At 39.1% G+C, this 20,163-nt stretch carries 12 protein-coding genes and 2 pseudogenes; 5 read left to right on the forward strand and 9 right to left on the reverse strand.

What is annotated here, in order from left to right; translation table 11 throughout:
• The first annotated feature begins 2 nt into the window (after window positions 1-2).
• The 5 genes and pseudogenes from tkt to D2C78_07205 all read left to right on the forward strand — a co-directional run bounded on the left by tkt (window position 3) and on the right by D2C78_07205 (window position 9,191).
• Window positions 3-1,928: a transketolase gene (gene tkt, locus D2C78_07185; protein ID QEF35645.1), complete on the forward strand. Its 1,926-nt coding sequence runs from the start codon at window positions 3-5 to the stop codon at window positions 1,926-1,928.
• Entirely contained in the window at window positions 1,925-4,261 is a 2,337-nt protein-coding gene (locus D2C78_07190; GenBank protein ID QEF35646.1) for an exonuclease, read from the forward strand. The genes tkt and D2C78_07190 overlap by 4 nt, the downstream gene beginning before the upstream one ends.
• Window positions 4,249-6,852 (forward strand): annotated as a pseudogene (locus tag D2C78_07195) (DNA translocase FtsK). Before D2C78_07190 ends, D2C78_07195 begins: the two are co-directional and overlap by 13 nt.
• A gap of 184 nt (window positions 6,853-7,036) precedes the next feature.
• Window positions 7,037-8,344 (forward strand): MFS transporter, encoded by a 1,308-nt coding sequence (locus D2C78_07200; protein QEF35647.1) that lies wholly within the window; start codon window positions 7,037-7,039, stop codon window positions 8,342-8,344.
• 37 nt (window positions 8,345-8,381) lie between these two features.
• Window positions 8,382-9,191, forward strand: a complete 810-nt coding sequence (locus D2C78_07205; protein ID QEF35648.1) for a flagellar hook-basal body protein — start codon at window positions 8,382-8,384, stop codon at window positions 9,189-9,191.
• A 420-nt stretch (window positions 9,192-9,611) separates the two neighbouring features.
• Here D2C78_07205 and D2C78_07210 read toward each other — a convergent pair.
• The 9 genes and pseudogenes from D2C78_07210 to fliF all read right to left on the reverse strand — a co-directional run bounded on the left by D2C78_07210 (window position 9,612) and on the right by fliF (window position 20,121).
• A pseudogene (locus D2C78_07210) lies at window positions 9,612-10,137 on the reverse strand (hypothetical protein).
• A 293-nt stretch (window positions 10,138-10,430) separates the two neighbouring features.
• On the reverse strand, window positions 10,431-10,925 hold the full coding sequence (locus D2C78_07215) for a hypothetical protein (protein ID QEF35649.1): 495 nt from the start codon (window positions 10,923-10,925) through the stop codon (window positions 10,431-10,433).
• 8 nt (window positions 10,926-10,933) lie between these two features.
• Window positions 10,934-11,854, reverse strand: a complete 921-nt coding sequence (locus D2C78_07220; protein ID QEF35650.1) for a hypothetical protein — start codon at window positions 11,852-11,854, stop codon at window positions 10,934-10,936.
• A 316-nt stretch (window positions 11,855-12,170) separates the two neighbouring features.
• Window positions 12,171-12,929, reverse strand: a complete 759-nt coding sequence (locus tag D2C78_07225) for a DUF3883 domain-containing protein (GenBank protein QEF35651.1) — start codon at window positions 12,927-12,929, stop codon at window positions 12,171-12,173.
• A 15-nt stretch (window positions 12,930-12,944) separates the two neighbouring features.
• Window positions 12,945-14,753 carry an elongation factor 4 gene (locus D2C78_07230; GenBank protein ID QEF35652.1) on the reverse strand — a complete coding sequence of 603 codons (1,809 nt, stop codon included), beginning with the start codon at window positions 14,751-14,753 and terminating at the stop codon, window positions 12,945-12,947.
• Window positions 14,750-16,606 (reverse strand): 1-deoxy-D-xylulose-5-phosphate synthase, encoded by a 1,857-nt coding sequence (locus D2C78_07235; GenBank protein QEF35653.1) that lies wholly within the window; start codon window positions 16,604-16,606, stop codon window positions 14,750-14,752. Before D2C78_07235 ends, D2C78_07230 begins: the two co-directional genes overlap by 4 nt.
• Complete coding sequence (gene fliH / locus D2C78_07240; GenBank protein QEF35654.1) at window positions 16,603-17,382, reverse strand: flagellar assembly protein FliH; 780 nt, start codon at window positions 17,380-17,382, stop codon at window positions 16,603-16,605. Before fliH ends, D2C78_07235 begins: the two co-directional genes overlap by 4 nt.
• Complete coding sequence (fliG, locus tag D2C78_07245) at window positions 17,369-18,400, reverse strand: flagellar motor switch protein FliG (GenBank protein QEF35655.1); 1,032 nt, start codon at window positions 18,398-18,400, stop codon at window positions 17,369-17,371. The genes fliH and fliG overlap by 14 nt, the downstream gene beginning before the upstream one ends.
• Before the next feature lie 17 nt (window positions 18,401-18,417).
• Window positions 18,418-20,121, reverse strand: coding sequence for a flagellar basal body M-ring protein FliF (gene fliF / locus D2C78_07250; GenBank protein ID QEF35656.1), 1,704 nt, complete (start codon window positions 20,119-20,121; stop codon window positions 18,418-18,420).
• Window positions 20,122-20,163 lie beyond the last annotated feature (42 nt).

Here is a 20,163-nt window from a genome sequence, read left to right on the forward strand (position 1 = left end):
TGATGCGATTGAGTAACGCTGACTTAGAACGATTAAAAAGCATGGCGAACACGCTTCGTTTTTTATGCGCGGACATGATAGATAAGGCTAATAGCGGGCATCCGGGCGTGTGCTTGGGACTAGCCGATGTGATGGTGGTTTTAAGCTTGCACCTCAACCTAAACCCCACCAACCCTAAATGGCTCAATAGAGACAGGTTGGTTTTTAGTGGGGGGCATGCGAGCGCGTTAGCGTATAGTTTGTTGCATTTGTGGGGCTTTGATTTGAGCTTAGACGATTTAAAGCGTTTCAGGCAATTACATTCTAAAACCCCAGGACACCCTGAATTGCACCACACCGAAGGCATTGAAATCACGACAGGCCCTTTGGGGCAAGGTTTTGCTAACGCTGTGGGCTTTAGCATGGCGAGCCAATACGCTCAAACCCTTTTAGATAAAGAAGCGATTTCTCATAAAGTCTATTGCCTGTGTGGGGATGGGGATTTGCAAGAAGGCATTAGTTATGAGAGCGCTTCTTTGGCCGGGCACTTTCGCCTTGATAACCTCATTGTGATTTATGATAGTAATCAGATCAGTATTGAAGGCGCTATTAATATTAGTTTTAGCGAACAGGTTAAAATGCGTTTTTTAGCGCAAAATTGGGAAGTGCTAGAATGCGATGGGCATGACTATCAAGCGATTAATGATGCTTTAGAAGAAGCCAAAAAATCCCATAAACCCACGCTTTTAATCGCTCATACGATTATTGGTAAGGGGGCTATTGGTTTAGAGGGGAGTGAAAAAACGCATGGCTCGCCTTTAAATAAAGAAGTGTTAAAACAATCCAAAGAAAACGCTCAAATCAACCCTGATGAAAGCTTTATCATTAGCCCAAAAAACAAAATGCATTTTGAAGAAGTGAAAGTTAGGGGCGTTAGTTTAGAAGCCTTATGGGAAAAATCCTTAAGCCCTAAAATAAAAGAAAAAATCCATGCGTTGAAGGATTTTGATTTTAACACCATCCATTACCCCGCCTTTAAAAAAGGCGAATCTCTAGCCACGAGAGTGAGTAACGGCATGATTTTAAACGCTATCGCCAAAGAATGCGAGGGCTTTTTAGGAGGGAGCGCGGATTTAGCCCCGTCTAATAACACGCATTTGAAACACTCTGGCGATTTCCCTTTAGGGCAGAACTTGCATTTTGGGATCAGAGAGCATGCCATGGGGGCTATCACTAACGCTTTAGCGGCGTATGGCTTGTTTTTGCCTTTTTGCGCGACCTTTTTTGTGTTTAGCGATTATTTAATGCCAAGCATTCGTTTGAGCGCTTTAATGAAATTAAAAGCCCTTTTTATCTTCACGCATGACAGCATTGGCGTGGGCGAAGACGGAGCGACGCACCAACCCATAGAGCAATTGAGCCATTTACGCGCTTTGCCTAATTTTTACGCTTTCAGGCCCAGCGATGCTTTTGAAAATACGGCTTGCATGCAAGTAGCGTTAAGTTTGAACGCTCCTAGCGCTCTTATTTTATCGCGCCAGAATTTGCCCGTGCTTGATGAGGTTTCTAAAGAGCAGGTTTTAAAAGGGGCGTATGTTAAACACCACTCTAAAGATCCCATTATCACGCTTGTTGCGAGCGGGAGCGAAGTCTCTTTAGCTTTAGAGAGCGCTAAAATTTTAGAGCGAGAAAATATCCAAACGCAAGTCATCGGCGCGCCATGCTTTGATCTATTGATAGAGCAAGATGAAAGCTACCTTAAAGAACTCTTTAAGGGCAAAGTCTTAGTCATTGAAGCGAGCCGCGCGATAGAGTGGTATCGTTTTGCGGATAAAATCATTGGCATGGATTCTTTTGGGAGTTCAGCAAAGGGCGATAAACTCTTTGAAAAATTTGGCTTTAGCGTTGAAAACATCACCGCTCAAGCTAAAAGGTTGCTCAACGCATGAACTTAGAAAAACTTTTTTTAGAAAAAACCCCCCTATTTGTTTTTAGCTCCACTAGGCGTTTAAAACATTTCTATTTAGAGCAAGGCGAAGGGTTTTTGCCTAACGCAATGAGCATGGGGAGTTTTTTTGAACAGGCTTTTTACATCCCTAATAAAAAGAAAATCCCTAACAGTGCACGGCTAATTTTAATGATAGACACCATTAAAGCTATCGCTAAAGAAAAAAAATCCATTCTTGAAGGGCTTTTGCTTTTTGAAAACAGCTTTTTGGGGTATTTGGAAAGCACTTCTTTTTTGTTTGATTTGTTTGATGAATTAAGCTCTGCTTGTATCAAACTCAATGAACTTTCTTTTAAAGACATTTATTTGGATTATGAAAAGCATTTAGAAGTCTTAGAAATGATTTATGACCGCTACATTAAAAAACTAGAAGAATTAGGCTTTTATGACAAAATCATGCAAGAAAAACCCGCCATTTTAAAAGAATTTTTTGAGCATTTTTCCTCCATTGAATGGCATTTAGACGGCTTTATGAGCGTTTTTGAAAGGCAATGCCTATTGGAAGCGGCCGAGTTAGTGCCTATCACTTTACACCTATCTTGCGATAAATACAACCAAAAATTTTTGGAATTTCTCAATCTCAAATTAGAGACAGATTGCGATTATTCCATTGATTTTAAAACCCAAAAGATCCTTTCTCAAACTTTTAATGATCAAAAAATAGAACCAAAGCTTTATGCTAACTCCAGTTATTTAAAACAAGGTGCTTTAGTTTTACAAACCATAGAAGAATATTTGCAAAAAGATAACGACCCTAATAAAATGGCGATCATCACGCCCAATGCGGATTTTTTACCTTTTTTAAAACTTTTAGACAAAAACAACAATTTGAATTTTGCGATGGGATTAGGGGCTAAAAACAGCCCTTATTATACAGAGCTTGTCAAAATCTTAGAAGATTTACAAAAAAGCGGTTTTGATTTGAGCGCATCGCCTTTATTGGATTTGGAAAACCTTACGCTTGCGCTTTTAGAACAACAAAGCTCTAAAGAAAAAGCGCCCTTAAAAGAAGCACATTCTCAAATCATGCACCAGTATCATCTTTTAAAAGACACGCTTAAAAACTACAGCCTTAAAGATTTATTGCATTTGTATTTGCAAGAATTTGAAGCCAATTTCCGCTTAGACGATTCTAGTGGGGGCAAAATACGAGTCATAGACACTTTAGAGACAAGGGGCATGCAATTTGATAAAATCGTTATTGTGGATTTTAATGAAACCTGCGTGCCAAGCCTTAAAGATTGCGATTTGTTTTTAAACTCTGCCTTAAGGAAATCGCTCAACCTCCCCACTTTATTAGATAAGAAAAATTTGCAAAAACATTATTACTACCAGCTCTTTAAAAACTCTAAAGAAATAACACTTTCTTATATAGAGAGCGAAACTTCAAAAGCCTCTAACATGCTTTTAGAATTGGATTTGCATATAGAGCCTATCAAAGACGCTTACACGCTTTTTGCACCAAGTCCTTTAAAAGACTACCAAGAAGAAGAAATCAAAGCCGCTATCCCTAAAGATTTTAGCTTTAGCGCTAGCTCATTGAACGCTTTTTTAACTTGCAAGCGCCGTTTTTATTACCACTACATGAAGCGCTTCAAAGAAAGCCCTAAAGATGAAAATAATAGCGCTGTGGGCAGTTTGCTCCATGAACTTTTAAAAGAAGCTTATGAAAAAGACAAAAACCCTTATGTATTAGAAGAGAGGCTCATTTGGCTCTTAGAAACAAGAGAAAACATTACCCCTAAAGAGCGTTTAGACACTCTTGTAGCACTTAAAAAAATCCAGGCTTTTTATAAAAAAGAGCAAGAACGCTTTAACGCAAAAATCAAAATCCTTGATCTTGAAAAAAGCTTTGAAACGATCATTCAAGGCGTTGTTTTTAAAGGGCGTATAGACAGGATTGACAAAACGGCTGACAATGAGATTATTTTATTGGATTACAAATTTAAAAACGATTTGAAATTAGACAACATGAGTAAAACACAAAGAGGAGGCTTAAGCCCCATAGAAATCGCTCAAATCAGCACCGATTATCAAATGGCCATCTATGCGTTTGCCCTTAAAAATCTGGGCTACAAAGATCCTATAAAAGCCTTTTTTTATGACTTAAGAAAGGGCGAGTTATTAGAAGAAGACGAGCTTGTTTTGCAGGCTAAAATGGATCATTTGGAATTTTCTCTTATCCCCAAGCTCAAGCAAGAAATTGATTTTGAAAAAACTTTAGAAGTTAAAGATTGTGAGTATTGCTCTTTTAAAGACATGTGCAACCGATGAAATCTAAAAAACTTTATTTAGCTTTAATCATAGGGGTTTTATTAGCGTTTTTAACCCTATCTTCATGGCTGGGTAACAGCGGTTTAGTGGGGCGTTTTGGGGTGTGGTTTGCCGCAATCAATAAAAAATATTTTGGGTATCTTTCATTGATTAATTTACCCTATTTGGCGTGGGTTTTATTCCTTTTATACAAGACTAAAAACCCTTTTACAGAAATCGTTTTAGAAAAAACTTTAGGGCATCTATTAGGCATTTTATCTTTGCTCTTTTTGCAATCTAGCCTTTTAAATCAAGGGGAAATCGGCAACAGCGCGCGTTTGTTTTTACGCCCTTTTATAGGGGACTTTGGGCTTTATGCGCTGATAATACTCATGCTAGTCATCTCTTATTTGATTTTATTCAAACTGCCCCCTAAAAGCGTTTTTTATCCTTATATAAACAAGACACAAAACCTTTTAAAAGAGATTTATAAACAATGCTTACAGGCTTTTAGCCCTAATTTTAGCCTAAAAAAAGAGGGTTTTGAAAACACCCCACCAGATATTCAAAAAAAAGAAACCAACAACGACAAAGAAAAAGAAAACCTTAAAGAAAACCTTATTGATGAAAACCACAAAACCCCTAACGAAGAATCGTTTTTAGCGATCCCTACCCCCTATAACACGACTTTAAACGATTCAGAGCCGCAAGAAGGCTTGGTCCAAATTTCCTCCCACCCCCCTACCCATTACACCATTTACCCTAAAAAAAACCGATTTGATGATTTGACTAACCCCACTAACCCCCCTTTAAAAGAAACTAAACAAGAAACCAAAGAAAGAGAACCCACGCCCACAAAAGAAACTCTTACGCCCACCACGCCCAAACCTGCCACACTCAAACCTATCATATCAGCACCCGTCATGCCCGCATCTGCACCCATAATAGAAAATGACAACAAAACAGAAAATGACAAAACCCCCAACCACCCCATAAAAGGAGATGATTTGCAAGAAAGACCACAAGAAAACGCGCAAGAAGAAATGATAGAAGAAACGATAAAAGAAAATCTCAAAGAAGAAGAAAAAGAGGCGCAAAACGCTCCAAGCTTTAGCCCACTAACCCCCACAAGCGCTAAAAAACCCGTTATGGTTAAAGAATTGAGCGAAAATAAAGAGATATTAGACGGGTTGGATTATGGCGAAGTGCAAAAACCCAAAGATTATGAGCTTCCCACCACGCAATTATTGAATGCGGTTTGTTTGAAAGAAACTTCTTTAGACGAAAACGAGATTGACCAAAAAATCCAGGATTTATTGAGCAAGCTGCGCACCTTTAAAATTGATGGCGATATTATCCGCACTTATTCAGGCCCTATTGTAACCACTTTTGAATTCCGCCCAGCCCCTAACGTTAAGGTGAGCCGTATTTTAGGCTTGAGCGATGATTTAGCGATGACTTTATGCGCTGAATCCATCCGCATTCAAGCCCCTATTAAGGGTAAAGATGTCGTTGGCATTGAAATCCCTAACAGCCAAAGCCAAATTATTTATTTAAGAGAAATTTTAGAGAGCGAATTGTTTCAAAAATCCAGCTCGCCCTTAACTCTAGCTTTAGGCAAAGACATTGTGGGTAACCCTTTCATCACGGATTTAAAAAAGCTCCCTCATTTGCTCATTGCCGGCACAACAGGGAGCGGTAAGAGCGTGGGCGTGAATGCGATGATTTTATCCTTACTTTATAAAAACCCCCCGATCAGCTCAAATTAGTGATGATCGATCCCAAAATGGTAGAATTTAGCATTTATGCGGACATCCCTCATTTGCTCACGCCCATTATCACCGACCCTAAAAAAGCTATTGGGGCTTTGCAAAGCGTGGCTAAAGAAATGGAACGCCGATACTCTTTAATGAGCGAGTACAAGGTTAAAACCATTGATTCTTATAATGAACAAGCCCCAAGTAACGGCGTTGAAGCGTTCCCCTATTTGATTGTGGTGATTGATGAATTAGCGGATTTGATGATGACAGGGGGCAAAGAAGCGGAATTTCCTATCGCTAGGATCGCTCAAATGGGGCGAGCGAGCGGCTTGCACCTCATTGTAGCGACCCAACGCCCAAGCGTGGATGTCGTAACCGGCTTGATTAAAACCAACTTGCCTTCAAGGGTGAGTTTTAGGGTAGGCACTAAGATTGATTCTAAAGTGATTTTAGACACCGATGGGGCGCAAAGCTTGTTAGGAAGGGGCGATATGCTCTTTACCCCCCAGGAACAAACGGGTTAGTGCGCTTGCATGCCCCCTTTGCCACTGAAGATGAAATCAAAAAAATCGTGGATTTTATTAAAGCCCAAAAAGAAGTGGAATATGATAAAGATTTCTTGCTAGAAGAATCGCGCATGCCTTTAGACACCCCTAACTATCAAGGCGATGACATTTTAGAAAGGGCTAAAGCGGTGATTTTAGAAAAAAGATCACTTCTACGAGTTTTTTACAACGCCAATTAAAAATCGGCTACAACCAAGCCGCCACCATTACTGACGAATTAGAAGCTCAAGGCTTTTTATCCCCAAGAAACGCCAAAGGCAACAGAGAGATTTTGCAAAACTTTTAGGCTTTGTTTTCATTGGATATTGGCAATAGAAACATTGTTTTTAATTTTTAAAATTCATTTTCTTTAAGAAAACTTTTCTCAATGATACAAACGGCACTAACCTTTAACCCATTAATCAAATATTATCTGTGGTTTCCCTAACTCTTAGTAAAATTACCTAAAAATTTCATGTTCAAGGATAGCCATGAACCCCCAACCCGCCACCAAAAAACCCTTAAAATCCCTTTTAGCCGCTAGTTCAGGCAATTTAGTGGAATGGTATGACTTTTACGCTTATGCGTTCTTAGCGCCTTATTTCGCTAAGGAATTTACCCACACGAACGACCCCACTCTAGCGCTCATCTCAGCTTTTTTGGTTTTCATGCTAGGGTTTTTCATGCGCCCTTTGGGGAGTTTGTTTTTTGGTAAATTGGGGGATAAAAAGGGGCGTAAAACTTCTATGGTGTATTCCATTATCCTTATGGCGCTAGGCTCTTTTTTGCTCGCATTGCTCCCCACTAAAGAAATCGTAGGGGAATGGGCGTTCTTGTTTTTATTATTAGCCAGGCTTTTACAGGGCTTTAGCGTGGGAGGAGAATATGGCGTGGTCGCTACTTACCTCTCTGAATTAGGCAGGAATGGTAAAAAAGGTTTTTATGGCTCTTTCCAATATGTAACTTTAGTTGGAGGGCAACTCTTAGCTATTTTTTCACTCTTTATCGTTGAAAACATTTACACGCATGAGCAAATCAGCGCGTTCGCTTGGCGTTATTTATTCGCTTTAGGGGGTATATTAGCCCTACTCTCGCTCTTTTTGAGAAATATCATGGAAGAAACCATGGATAATGAAGCGACTCCCCAAAAAGAGACTAATGTAAATAATGTAAAAGAAACCCAAAGAGGCAGTTTGAAGGAATTGCTCCACCATAAAAAAGCCTTAATGATAGTTTTTGGACTCACTATGGGAGGGAGTTTGTGTTTTTATACTTTTACGGTGTATTTAAAAATCTTTTTAACCAACAGCTCATCATTCAGCCCTAAAGAAAGCAGTTTCATCATGCTTTTAGCGCTCTCTTATTTCATCTTCTTACAGCCCTTATGCGGGATGCTTGCGGATAAAATCAAACGCACCCAAATGCTGATGGTTTTTGCGATCACAGGGCTTATTGTAACGCCCGTTGTCTTTTATGGTATCAAGCATGCCACTAGCGTGTATGAAGCCCTATTTTATGAAATACTCGCATTGAGCAGCATGAGTTTTTACACTTGCATTGCTGGGGTCATTAAAGCGGAATTATTCCCTGAACATGTGCGAGCGCTTGGCGTGGGTCTAGCCTATGCGATCGCCAATGCGCTTTTTGGAGGGAGCGCGAGTTATGTAGCGTTAGAGTTCAAACAGCATGGTTTTGAAGCGGGGTTTGTGGGCTATGTCATGGCTAGTATTGTTATTTTTATGGTTATGGTTATCATATTCCCTAAAAAACCTATTTGGAATGAATCTGTTTTTATTTAATTTTTGCTATAATTTTTCATTTTAAAAGGATTCTTGCATGCAAAATGGGTATTATGCGGCCACAGGTGCTATGGCGACACAATTTAACCGCTTGGATTTGACCTCTAATAATTTAGCTAATTTAAACACCAATGGCTTTAAAAGAGACGATGCAATTACAGGCGATTTTTTAAGGCTTTACCAACAATACCGAGAGCAACTGCCCTTAGAAGATCAAACCAAAGCGAGCGCGAAGTATTTAAACCGCAATCTCAATCGTGTGCCTATTCTATCAGAAATCTATACGGATAGAAGCCTTGGCGCGTTTGAAGGAACGCATAACCCCCTAGATTTTGCCCTAACAAGCCCTAACCTCTATTTTGCAATACAAACTAATGAGGGCGTCGCTTATACCAGAGACGGGCATTTTAGCGTTGATAAAGACGGCTTTTTAGTTACTCTTAATGGCTTTAAGGTGCTTTCACGCTCTGGCTTGAACGAAAAAGGAGAGATCATGCTCATGCCTGACGCTGAAATTGAAGTGGATCAAAATGGCGGAATCACTTTTAGGGATAATGAAGCCCAAATTCAAGCGGGCGCGTTAGCTTTAGTGAGTTTTAGCGAACCTAAAAACCTTAAAAAAATAGGGCAAAACCTTTATATTTATCAGGGCGAAGGCGTCCATCAAGTCTCTGACTCTGGTGCGTTAAAACAATACATGCTAGAAAAAAGCAATGTCAATGCGGTACGCGAGATGAGCGCTTTGATTGAAATCAACCGCTTTTTGGACATGTATTCTAAAGTGCTAAAAACCCATCAAGATGACATGAACGCTGAAGCGATCAACAAACTCGCTACAAAAGCTTAAACTTTTGGCGATTTTAAAATTCATAGGAGGGTTTTTGCGATACCCTAACTCCCTAATAACGCTTTTTTAAAAGCCTTGTTAATCTTTTTTGTATAGCATTAGTTTTAAAAGAGTTTAAAGAATTAAATGCCTTTTCTTTTGTAATCGCTTGCAAAGTAGACGGTAACGCAAGCTTCTCTTTATAGCCGCTAGCTATTCAACAATGATTCAATTTTAATTATTTCGTTTGTTGTTTAAAACGCTCTTTATTGTGGTATTCTGTAAGCAAACGCCCCCATTTTTCTTGTTATGGCTCTTGTGTTTTAAGTTCGTTTGTGGTAGGATTGTTCCCATTAAGGACGCTACAGTTAGTGCCGTTTCTGTAATGGTTAGAGAGTGCCCCAATGGTTTCTAATTCCCTTAATGTTTTTATCGCCCCAATCAAGTTTTTTGATTACCCACTTGACTATCAGCGTTCATTTTAAGATAGAGCCATTTTAAAAGCTTGCAAAAATTTTCTTTCTGTTTCCACTAAATTAGGGTTTAAGAGCAAGTCATTCTTTAAAGCGCTGGTATAGGCGGTGTGTGAGCGAAAACTTTTGTTTTTTAAGTCCAATTTGATTTTATCTTTTTGGCTGAAACAATCTTCAATATTTTTGAAATTTTTAAAACTATCATCGCAATCATTGAGTTTTAGAATGTTGAGCTTATTCTTTAATTCCTTATTCAACTCTTCGCATGCCTTACCCCTTGTATCCCCATCCACTAATAGCGTGGTGTTTGGCTCTTCTTGAACTAAAGTTTCTAAAATTTGTTTCATTTGTGGCTTTTTTGATTCTTTTAAATCATCATTCCCTAGTCCGTTAACGGGTAAAAACACGATGTTTAAGGAGGTCTTTTTTTCCTGTTCATAGAGCAATTTAAACGCGCTCAAATAATTGTAATCGCTAATGCCTTCTACAAACAAAAGACGATCGTTTTCATTGAGAATCTTATGACTCACGCCTAAAGATTTTTTAATGGTTTTCAATGCCCCATTATCGCCCAAATCCACAGATGAAAAATGACGAATGCTAACGCTTTGCAAAGACTCTTCATTATGGCGTAAGACTCTCAATTCATTTAAATGATTCATATCCACTAAAAAGGGATCATGGGTTACCAAAACAAAAGTAACTCCCACTCTTTGCCCAAACTCTTTTAAAAATTTCCTACACTCTTTGCGAGTTGGCACAGAAAGGTTTGAACCCATTTCATCCATCAAAACAATGGCATTTTTTTTAAGGAATTACCAAATAAAAGGCCAAAAAACAAATTGAAAAACCATTTAAACCCATCGCTTTGATCGTCTAAATGCAACACTTCTTTTTGTTTGTTGGAATCTTTTTTAAAAAGCGATAGAGAAATATTGTGTAAGTCCAATCTAAAATCAAATAAATACGACCATTTTCGGTTTTGATCTTTTTGAAAATAAAGCCTGTTAAATCTATTGGTAATTTTAGAAATAACTTTTTCTTTGATCTCATCTTGCAACTGTGTCAAATAACCAATGTTTCCGCTCGCCTTTGAATAACTTTTCTTAACGCTTGATAAATTCACACCAATAGCTTTAAAAAACGCCCTAAAAAAGACACTTTTTTCCAATTCTTCTGGCTTGACAATCAAATCCTTATGTTTGAAACGCTTTTTGTTATCGTAGTAAATCACTTGAGGGAAGCGAGAGATTTTAGACACATCTATGGGTTCGCTATTCAATAAATCATCTACGCTTGTGTAAATTGTAGGTTGGTTATTAGAACTTGTTCTAATTCATTGGTGGGTTCATCAGATTCTATTTTGAGAAAATCATCATCGTTGATAAAACGCCAGATAGTGATTTGAGAAAGTTTTAAATCAGACCTTCTGCGGTTGTAGTAGTCATTTTTAAGCCACTCTTGAGCGATTGGGAGCAATTTTTCTTTGAAATTTTTAAGGATTTCATTTTTATCTTCTAGGGTTGTCTTTGCAGTTAAATCTTGAATCATTTTTTCTAACCAAGCGCTTCTAAACTTGGTTTTAAGATTATCGCAAAAATCACTCCTAAAATTTTGCACATTTTCTTCCCACAACGTCTCGAATAAATCTCTCATGTTAGAAATGACTTGAGAAGGCAATTCATTTTGAATGTTACTAGGGACGCAAGAGATGGTTTTATTATAGCTATTGTATAAGTCTAACAATTTGCTCTCCCTTCTGTATGGGTCTAAACTTCGGCACTCTTCAATAGCCTTTTCATAAGACAACTTGTCTTCTTCGCTTAACAAATCATTGTTAAGGGCTTTATAGCAAACACCTTCAAGCAAATCAACCTTTGCAATACTCTCATCAAAAGTGATTTTTGAAGAACTATCTATGGTTAAAGTCATTTCATTTTGGAGTATTTTATCTTTAAGGGTGCTTAATTTTAAAGAACTTATCGATTCTTCATAGCCCACATAATTAGGGGTGCAGTTTTTCTTAAATTCATTTACATGCTCGCTAAAACACCCTAAAGCTTTCAATAAATTGCTTTTACCGGTATTGTTCTCACCAATAATGATGATCAATCCCCCTAACTTATCTGTGAAAGTGTGGTTTAAAAAAAGTTTGAACGCTTTAAACTCAATTTGTTGCTTAGGCTTATTGTCTAGATCAAAACTATCCAAATCTTCAATAAAAATGTTTTTCTCTAAGCCAATATTTTTATAATTCTTGACCTCTAAGTAGCGTGTGGTTACCTTTAAAGGCTCCGCATCGTTACTATTGTTGGGGGGGTAATTTGTGCCTTGTTTGTATTCTCTTCTTTTTTGTTGTTATGATGATTGCTCATGTGGATTTTTCCTTTCTTGGCTCGTTTTTAAGATAATTCAAGCGGATTTTTTCATCCGTCTCTCAAGCTTGGTTAAAACTCTTCATTATATCTAAATTTCCAACCACTGCTATTAATTAGATTAAATGAACCCCACCTTTAATATAGTTATTTTATTTTATTTGCCCTATTAAGTGGTATTCTAAAATGCTTTTTTGCTTCCTCTCGCATGCCTTAAATTCTAAATGCTTTAAGGGGTTAGCAATGGATAAAAGATAGGGTTTTTCACTCAAATTCAATACCACTACAAGCACATAATCATGGCTATAAGTTTGCGCTTGTTCGTATTCTTTTTGGGTCAATCTCAATGTCCCTTGCTTTTCTCTAATCCCCTTAACTTCCACTAAAAACGCTTGCTTGTTGGTTTGAATATAGAAGTCATACCCATCGCCAAAAAGACGCATGTCTTTTAAATGCCCACAAGAGAATATTTTGATGTTTTTATAGTGGTTTAAGAAATACAATTCGGCTTCTAAACCCGTTTCTTGCATGCTTTTATAGCGGGTTTTGAGGTAAGCGTTAGGGGTAACGCCTAAATCTTTGATTCCGTATTGTTCTTGTAAAAACCATTTCACAATATAGCTAAAACCTTTAGCGTCTTCATCTTTAAACAAGCTATCAATCCATAATTTTCTATGGATATAGGCATCGCCTTTTTGCCACCAACCTTTGCGTTTGTTAGGAAAAAAATAATCAAATAAATCCATGCGATTTTTGATAACACCAATCGTGTCAGCCAAGCCAATTTGGACGCAATATTCAAAAAAGGCGTTTTTAGTAGAAAAACCAAATTCTTTAATAAAATCATTATCAAATTTCGCCAAAGCATAGCCTATGAGATTTAAAATTTCATAATTTCTATGTTTTGCCATAGACTTAGCAACGCCCTAATCGATCTTTAATATCGCTAAAAACGCTTCTTGGGGAAGCTCTACCTTACCGATAGCCTTCATGCGTTTCTTGCCCTCTTTTTGCTTTTCTAAGAGTTTTCTTTTTCGTGTAATATCGCCCCCATAGCACTTAGCCGTTACATTCTTACCGACAGATTTAATCGTCTCCCTGGCGATGATTTTATTCCCCACGCTCGCTTGGATGGCGACTTCAAAAAGCTGTCTTGGGATAAGCTCTTTCATCGTTTCCACTAAAGCGCGCCCCTTTTCATACGCCTTGTTTTTATCTATAATGATAGAAAGCGCATCCACCACATCGCCTGCCACTCTCACATCTAACTTCACCAAATGAGCCTCTCTGTTTTCTATCGGCTCATAATCAAAGCTCGCATACCCTTTCGTGCAAGATTTGAGTTTGTCATAAAAATCCATCACAATTTCATTGCTCGGCAAGGAATAAGTGAGCATGACACGAGACTGGTTCAAATATTCCATTTTTTCTTGAATGCCTCTTTTATTATTCAATAACTGCATTAAATTACCCAAAAATTCACTCGGCGTGATGATCGTCGCCCTAACAAAAGGCTCTTTGATGCAAGCGATATGATTTTCAGGGGGCAATTCGCTAGGGTTTTGAACGTATTTGATGCTATTATCCGTCAAATGCACTTCATACACCACCGTGGGAGCGGTAGCGATTAAGTTAAGGCCAAATTCTCTCTCTAGCCTTTCTTTGATCACTTCCATGTGCAATAACCCTAAAAAGCCCACCCTAAAGCCAAAGCCAAGCGCCACAGAGCTTTCAGGCTCAAAATTCAAAGCACAATCGTTAAGCTGGAGTTTCAATAACGCTTCTCTTAAATCTTCAAACCGGTCCGTTTCTATAGGGTAAAGCCCCGCAAAAACAAAGGGTTTAGCCGGCATAAAGCCTTCAATGGGTTTAGGGGTAGGGTTTTTAGCGTCTGTGAGCGTATCACCCACCGCAATATCAGTAACGCTCTTTAACCCCAAACTCACAATGCCAATCTCGCCGCATTCTAAACTCTTAGTGGGGATTTTTTTCAAAGGGTTAGGGTAGTATAGCCCTAAAACGCCATGTTTTTTACCCGTTCCCATCACTAAAATTTCTTGCTCGGTATTGATGCTCCCATCCATGATACGCACCAACGCTAGCGCCCCTAAATAATTGTCAAACCATGAATCATAAATGAGCGCTTTTAAGGGAGCGTTAAAATCACCGCTAGGGGCAGGAATGGTGGTAATGATTTTTTCTAACAAATCTTTAATGCCTAGCTTAGCTTTAGCGCTCACTTCATTAGCATTGGAGCAATCAATCCCTATCGTGTCTTCTATATCCTGTTTGACTTCTAAAACATTCGCATTAGGCAAATCAATTTTATTGATCACCGGTAAAATTTCTAAATTGTTATCTAAAGCGATATAAGTGTTTGCAATGGTTTGCGCTTCCACGCCTTGAGTGGCATCCACCACCAATAACGCCCCTTCGCACGAACACAAAGAGCGAGACACTTCATAGCTAAAATCCACATGCCCTGGGGTGTCAATGAGGTTTAAAACATAATCCTCCCCCTTAAAAGTGTAATTTAAGCGCACGCTTTGAGCCTTAATCGTAATGCCCCTTTCTTTTTCAATATCCATCGTGTCCATCACTTGGCTCTTCATTTCTCTGTTACTGATAGCGTTGCATTCAGAAATCAAACAATCCGCTAAAGTGCTTTTGCCATGGTCAATGTGAGCGATAATGGAAAAATTGCGGATATTTTTCATTGGCGCTTTTGTTTTCATCTCTCTTGTCCTAAATCTTTTAAAATAGCATCAGTCAAACTCTCTGTGTCTAAGCCTAAGGATTTTTCCACTAAAGCGGTGTTCCCATGCATGATAAATTCATCAATGATTTCAAAGCTTTTAACAGGCTTTAAAATATTTTGTTCGCTCAAAAACTCTAAAATCGCGCTAGCCACCCCCCCAAGCTTGTAATTATCGCTAAAAACATAGAGCTTTTGATAAGGGGCAATGATGGCGCTTAAATTTGGATCTAAGGGCTTTAAAAACCTGAGATCCAACAGCGCGCACTCTATGTTTTTTTCCTTTAAAGCCAGTTGGACTAAATGCGCCCGCCCCACGCCATTACCATAGCCAATGAGTAAAATTTCGCCCTCTTTTTTCAATAATTCGCTTTGCCCTAAAACAAAACCGCTAGGCTCAAAAACCCCCTCTTTTAACGCAAACGACCCCCTAGGGTAGCGGAACGCGCAAGGGCTTGAATGGTGTTCATTAGCAAAATGCACGGCGTTTTTTAAAGTCTCATTATCTCGTGGGGCAAAAATGACCATGTTAGGGATAGAGCGCAAATACGACACGTCTAAAAGCCCTTGGTGCGTCTCGCCATCTTCGCCCACAATCCCGGCCCTATCAATGGCTAATTTAATCGGTAAGCTAGAAATGCAAGCGTCATGCACAATGGAATCATAAGCGCGTTGCAAAAAAGTAGAATAGATGCTCACAAAAGGTTTAAACCCCTCTTTAGCCATAGCGCTACTAGAAGTCAGGGCGTGTTGTTCAGCGATAGCGACATCAAAAAAGCGCAAAGGGTAAGCGTCAATGAGTTTGTCTAATCCTGTGCCGCTAGGCATCGCTGCGGTTACGCCTACGATTTTTTCATCTTTCTTGGCCAATTCTAAAAGGGTGTTAGAATACGCTTCAGTGGGCGATAGAATCGTGCTTTTGGATTTTTTAGACAAGCCGGTATCCAAATCAAAAGGCCCCACCCCATGCCATTTTTCATAGCGCCCTTCAGCGATCTTATAGCCTTTACCTTTTAAGGTTTGCGCATGGATTAGCACCGGTTCTTTAAGCTCTTTGGCTAATTTCAAGGTTTCAATAATCGCATTCAAATCATGCCCGTTAATAGGCCCTATATAGTTAATGCCTAGTTCTTCAAAAAACACGCCCGGGGTGATGAGCTTGAAAGATTCTTCAAAACGGCTCGCTAAGTAATTCACGCTTTCAGGTAAGGTGCTTAAGATTTTTTTAACTTTAGAGCGGAAAGACTGATAAAACGGGCCTTTCATCAGCTGGCTAAGGGCTTTGGATAAAGCGCCAATAGGCGTGCTGATACTCATTTCATTATCGTTTAAAATCATGATCATGGGGTATTTCCTATCGCCCAGTTCGTTTAAGGCTTCATAAAAAATCCCCGCACTAATACTCCCATCGCCTAATAAAGCGATAGGCATGCCTAACGCTTGTTTCAAACAAAAAGCTTTAGCCACCCCCACGCCTATAGACACCGAAGTGGAGCTATGCCCGGCAATGAAATAATCGTATGCACTCTCGCTGGGTTTAGTAAAGCCGCTCAAACCTTGAAACTGCCTTAAAGTGCTAAAGCTTTCAAAACGCCCGGTTAAGAGCTTGTGAGCGTAAGCCTGGTGCGAAGTGTCAAAAATAAAAGGGTTTTTTTGGCAATCAAATAGGGCATGCATGCCTACAATCAGCTCCACAGCCCCTAAAGAAGAGCTTAAATGCCCCCCATTAGCGCTCACCACTTCTAAAATACGATTCCGTAGCGTTTGACACACCAACTCCAAGCCTGCAATATCATTAGGGTTTAAATCAAAAGTTTTATTTTGCAAAATCACACCTTAAAATTTTCCAACACGCTTTCTTTGAGCGTTTTAAAGCGCTCCATCAAATTCCCATCAAGGCTCCCGTTAGAGCTAGTGATCATAACGCCTCCTTTAGAAATAGCCTCATTGCTCTCTAATTTGATTTTAGAAGCGTTTTGCAAACGCTCGTTTAAATAAGGGTAATCCAAGGGATTGACTTTTAAATGAATATCCGTTGCGTCTAAAACGTTTTTTAAAAGCTCTTCAGCCAAAGCAAGGGCCACTTTCTGGCTGTTGTCTTCCACTTCCTTAAGGATCACTTCTTTAGCGATATCTATTGCAATCGCGCTCAGTTCCTTTTCCAAAGCCATTAAATGATCTTGTGATTTTTTCATTTTTTCATCTAAAGCCGTGATCGCATGCAAAAGCTGGTTTTTTTCTTCATTCACGCTGTGGGTGAGCTCGTTACGCATTTTTTCTTCGCCCTCTTTAAAGCCGATTTTATAGCCATCGTTTTTAGCGTTTTCAATCAAAACCTTGCTCTCTTCTTGGGCTTTTTCAAATTGCATTTGCAATTTCACTAAATGGCTTGAAAGCTCATCGGTTTTTTTTAATAAGCAATCAATCAAATCGTTTTCTATCGCTTTTTTTTCCAAAGGCTCTTGCGGGTGGTTAGGCGTTTCTAAAGACGCGCCATTAGGATTAGTTTTAGGGGGTAAGTTTGCCATGCTCTTAAATTCGTATTTTTGAATGTCATGCTTATTCAAATGATCTTTTTGGATCAAGTTTTTACGGCTATTCAATGACATCTTCCTCTTCACCGGTTTGGATCACGCCTTTTTCTTGCAAGCTCTGCACGATTTCAATGATTTTCCTTTGGGCCACATCCACATCTTTGATTTTGACTGCCCCTAAATATTGCATTTCTTCTACAAACTGCTCTGCTGCCCTGCTGCTCATGTTGTTTAAGAATTTATCGGTTAAATCTTGGGTAGAAGTTTTTAACGCTAAAGACAAATCTTTTTTATCCGCTACTTTCAAAATCTCTCTGATAGCGAAATTGTCTAGTTTGGATATGTCTTCAAAAGTGAACATCATCTCTTTAATCGCACCGGCGAGCTTGTTATCCACGCTTTCAATGCGAGCGAGCGTGGTTTTAGCGCTCTTTTGGCCTAAGCGGTTAAAGATTTCAGCCACCGCTCTTAAACCACCCACTTCAATTTTATAGCTAGTGAGCGATTCTAGTTTGTTTTCTAACACCGTGGAAACCCTTTTAACCACTTGGGGCGATATTTCGCCTAAATTCGCCATTCTAATAGAAATCTCGGCTTTCATTTCATCAGGGAAATAGCTCAAAGTCTCAGCCGCATTAGGGGCTTCCATGTGGGCTAAAATCAAGGCAATGGTTTGAGGGTGTTCGTTAATGATGAAATCAGCGAGTTGTTGGGGCTTGATTTTGCCTAAATAAGCGAAGTTTTTTTGCGTTTGCAAGCTTTTAGTGAGTTTGTCCATCACTTTTCTGGCTTCTTCGCTCCCTAAAGTCCTGGTTAAAAGCTCTCTGGCGTATTCTAAACCGCCGGTATTGATGTATTGGTTAGACTGAAAAATCGCAAAAAATTCCTCTAAAACCGCCGCACCGATCTGCTTGTCTGTGCCGTTTAATTGCACGATTTGCTTAGAAATCTCTGTAATGGAGTCAATGTCTAAATGCCTTAAAATCTCGCCTGTGGTGTCTTCGCCCACTTGAATGAGTAAAATAGCGATTTTTTCACTCATGGAAAGTTCGTCTAATTGAGCCTTTTGTTTGGGGGTAAGCTTGGTTGCCATTTTTAACCTTCTATCTTTTAACCTTTCGCGCTGTCTGAAGAGATTTCATCTTTGATTAAGAGTTTAAAGAGCGTGGCGATTTCATCAGGGCGTTCTTTAAGGGTCCCTCTAATCTTTTCTAAAATGATTTCGTATCTTACTTCTTCTTCGCTAAAGGTTGCATTAAGCCCTAATTGATCTTCTACTTTTTTCCTCAAATCGCCGAGTTTGTTCAATTCATCTTCTTCTTCGTCCATTTCTTCAAACATGGATTTCACTTCCTTATCTTCATCAGGCACCACTTCTAGCATGCGTTCGCTGAAAGGCACAATCACTTTTTTATAGAAAATAAATAGCACTATAAACACCAAAATATACTTGATTAAAGGCGTGAATGAACCTAAGATTTTTTGAGTTTTGTGCATGATTTTTTCGCTCAAAGTGGCGTTGTCAATCATAGGCGCCATAGGGTTAAACTCAAAATTACTCACCGCCACATCATCGCCTCTATTTTGATTATAACCAATGGCTTGTTTGACTAAAGCGTTGATTTTTTTAAGCGATTCATCGCTCAAAGGCTCGTATTCTAAAGTATTTGCCCCATCTTTGAGCGCGATTTTATACTTGCCATCCACCACAACCGCCGCATTCAAACGCACTAAAGTGCCAAACTCGCCCTTGATCTCGCTAATGGTTTTACCCACTTCATAATTGGTCGTGTTTTGAGACTTTTCGTATTTTTCTGGCTCTTTATTGTCTTTCAATCCTTGCACAGGCCCGATATTGCTCACAACCCCAGGCACACCGCCAACTTGTTTTTTAGAAGCGCCTTCTTTTTTTTCTTCTAAATTTTGCTCGCTCCTTACGACATTATTGGGATCAAAAGTCTCTTTGGTGCTTTTCTTTTGGCTGAAATCAAACTCCGCATTGACCCTTGCGACCACCTTGTTTTTACCCCCCACAATAGGGGCTAAGATATTGACAATCTTATTTTCTAAAATGTTTTCAAAATTTTGTTTGTAATGCAATTGCTCTAGGGCTAATTCTTTGGAGTTTTCTAATATATCGCCCTCGCCTATTGATTCGCCGTTTTCATTCACGATTTTCACATTTTCTATCGTGAGTTTAGGCACAGCTGCAGCGATTAAATTTTTGATCCCTAAAATTTGAGTGGGTGAAAGCTTCATGTCAGGCTTAAGCTTGAGCATCACCGAAGCGCTAGGAGGGACTTCTTTAGCCACAAACACGCTGTCTTTAGGGATTGCAATATGCACATTGGCTTTCAAAATGGGGTTTAAACTTTCAATCGTGCGCGACAATTCCCCCTCAATGGCGCGAATGAGTTTGATATTTTGATCAAAATCAGTCGCCCCAAAGTCTTTAGTGTCAAAGATTTCAAAGCCCACTTTACTCGTTTTAGGGATCCCTTGAGAAGCCAGAGTGATCCTTTCTTCATACACTTTATCTCTAGGGATAAGAATGGTGTCATCTCTTGAGACTTTATAAGGGATCTGGTTTTGTTGGAGGTGTTGTAAGATTAAAGCGTTATCGCTAGAGTCTAATCCTTCAAATAAAACCCCATAGCCCCCTTGCGCGTAGTCTTTTTCTTTAAAGGGATAGAGCAATAAAAACACAAGCAAAGCCGTGATTAAAACCCCCGCTGCGATCAGGGCGATTTTTTGCTTTTTATTGAGCTTGATGAAAAAATCAACAATCCGTTGCAATAATATCTTTAAATCCAATATTAAAACCTTGATAAAATTTTCATTCTTTTAAGCCGTTCG

This window comes from Helicobacter pylori, from assembly GCA_008032935.1.
Taxonomy (GTDB): Bacteria; Campylobacterota; Campylobacteria; order Campylobacterales; family Helicobacteraceae; genus Helicobacter; species Helicobacter pylori_CX.

What these genes read in the sequence shown, in the direction of transcription:
- D2C78_07230 (QEF35652.1), bottom strand. Translation starts at nt 14,753, where the DNA reads ATGAAAACAAAAGCGCCAATGAAAAATATCCGCAATTTTTCCATTATC.
- fliH (QEF35654.1), bottom strand. Translation starts at nt 17,382, where the DNA reads ATGTCATTGAATAGCCGTAAAAACTTGATCCAAAAAGATCATTTGAAT.
- D2C78_07200 (QEF35647.1), top strand. Translation starts at nt 7,037, where the DNA reads ATGAACCCCCAACCCGCCACCAAAAAACCCTTAAAATCCCTTTTAGCC.
- D2C78_07225 (QEF35651.1), bottom strand. Translation starts at nt 12,929, where the DNA reads ATGGCAAAACATAGAAATTATGAAATTTTAAATCTCATAGGCTATGCT.
- tkt (QEF35645.1), top strand. Translation starts at nt 3, where the DNA reads ATGCGATTGAGTAACGCTGACTTAGAACGATTAAAAAGCATGGCGAAC.
- D2C78_07205 (QEF35648.1), top strand. Translation starts at nt 8,382, where the DNA reads ATGCAAAATGGGTATTATGCGGCCACAGGTGCTATGGCGACACAATTT.
- D2C78_07190 (QEF35646.1), top strand. Translation starts at nt 1,925, where the DNA reads ATGAACTTAGAAAAACTTTTTTTAGAAAAAACCCCCCTATTTGTTTTT.
- fliG (QEF35655.1), bottom strand. Translation starts at nt 18,400, where the DNA reads ATGGCAACCAAGCTTACCCCCAAACAAAAGGCTCAATTAGACGAACTT.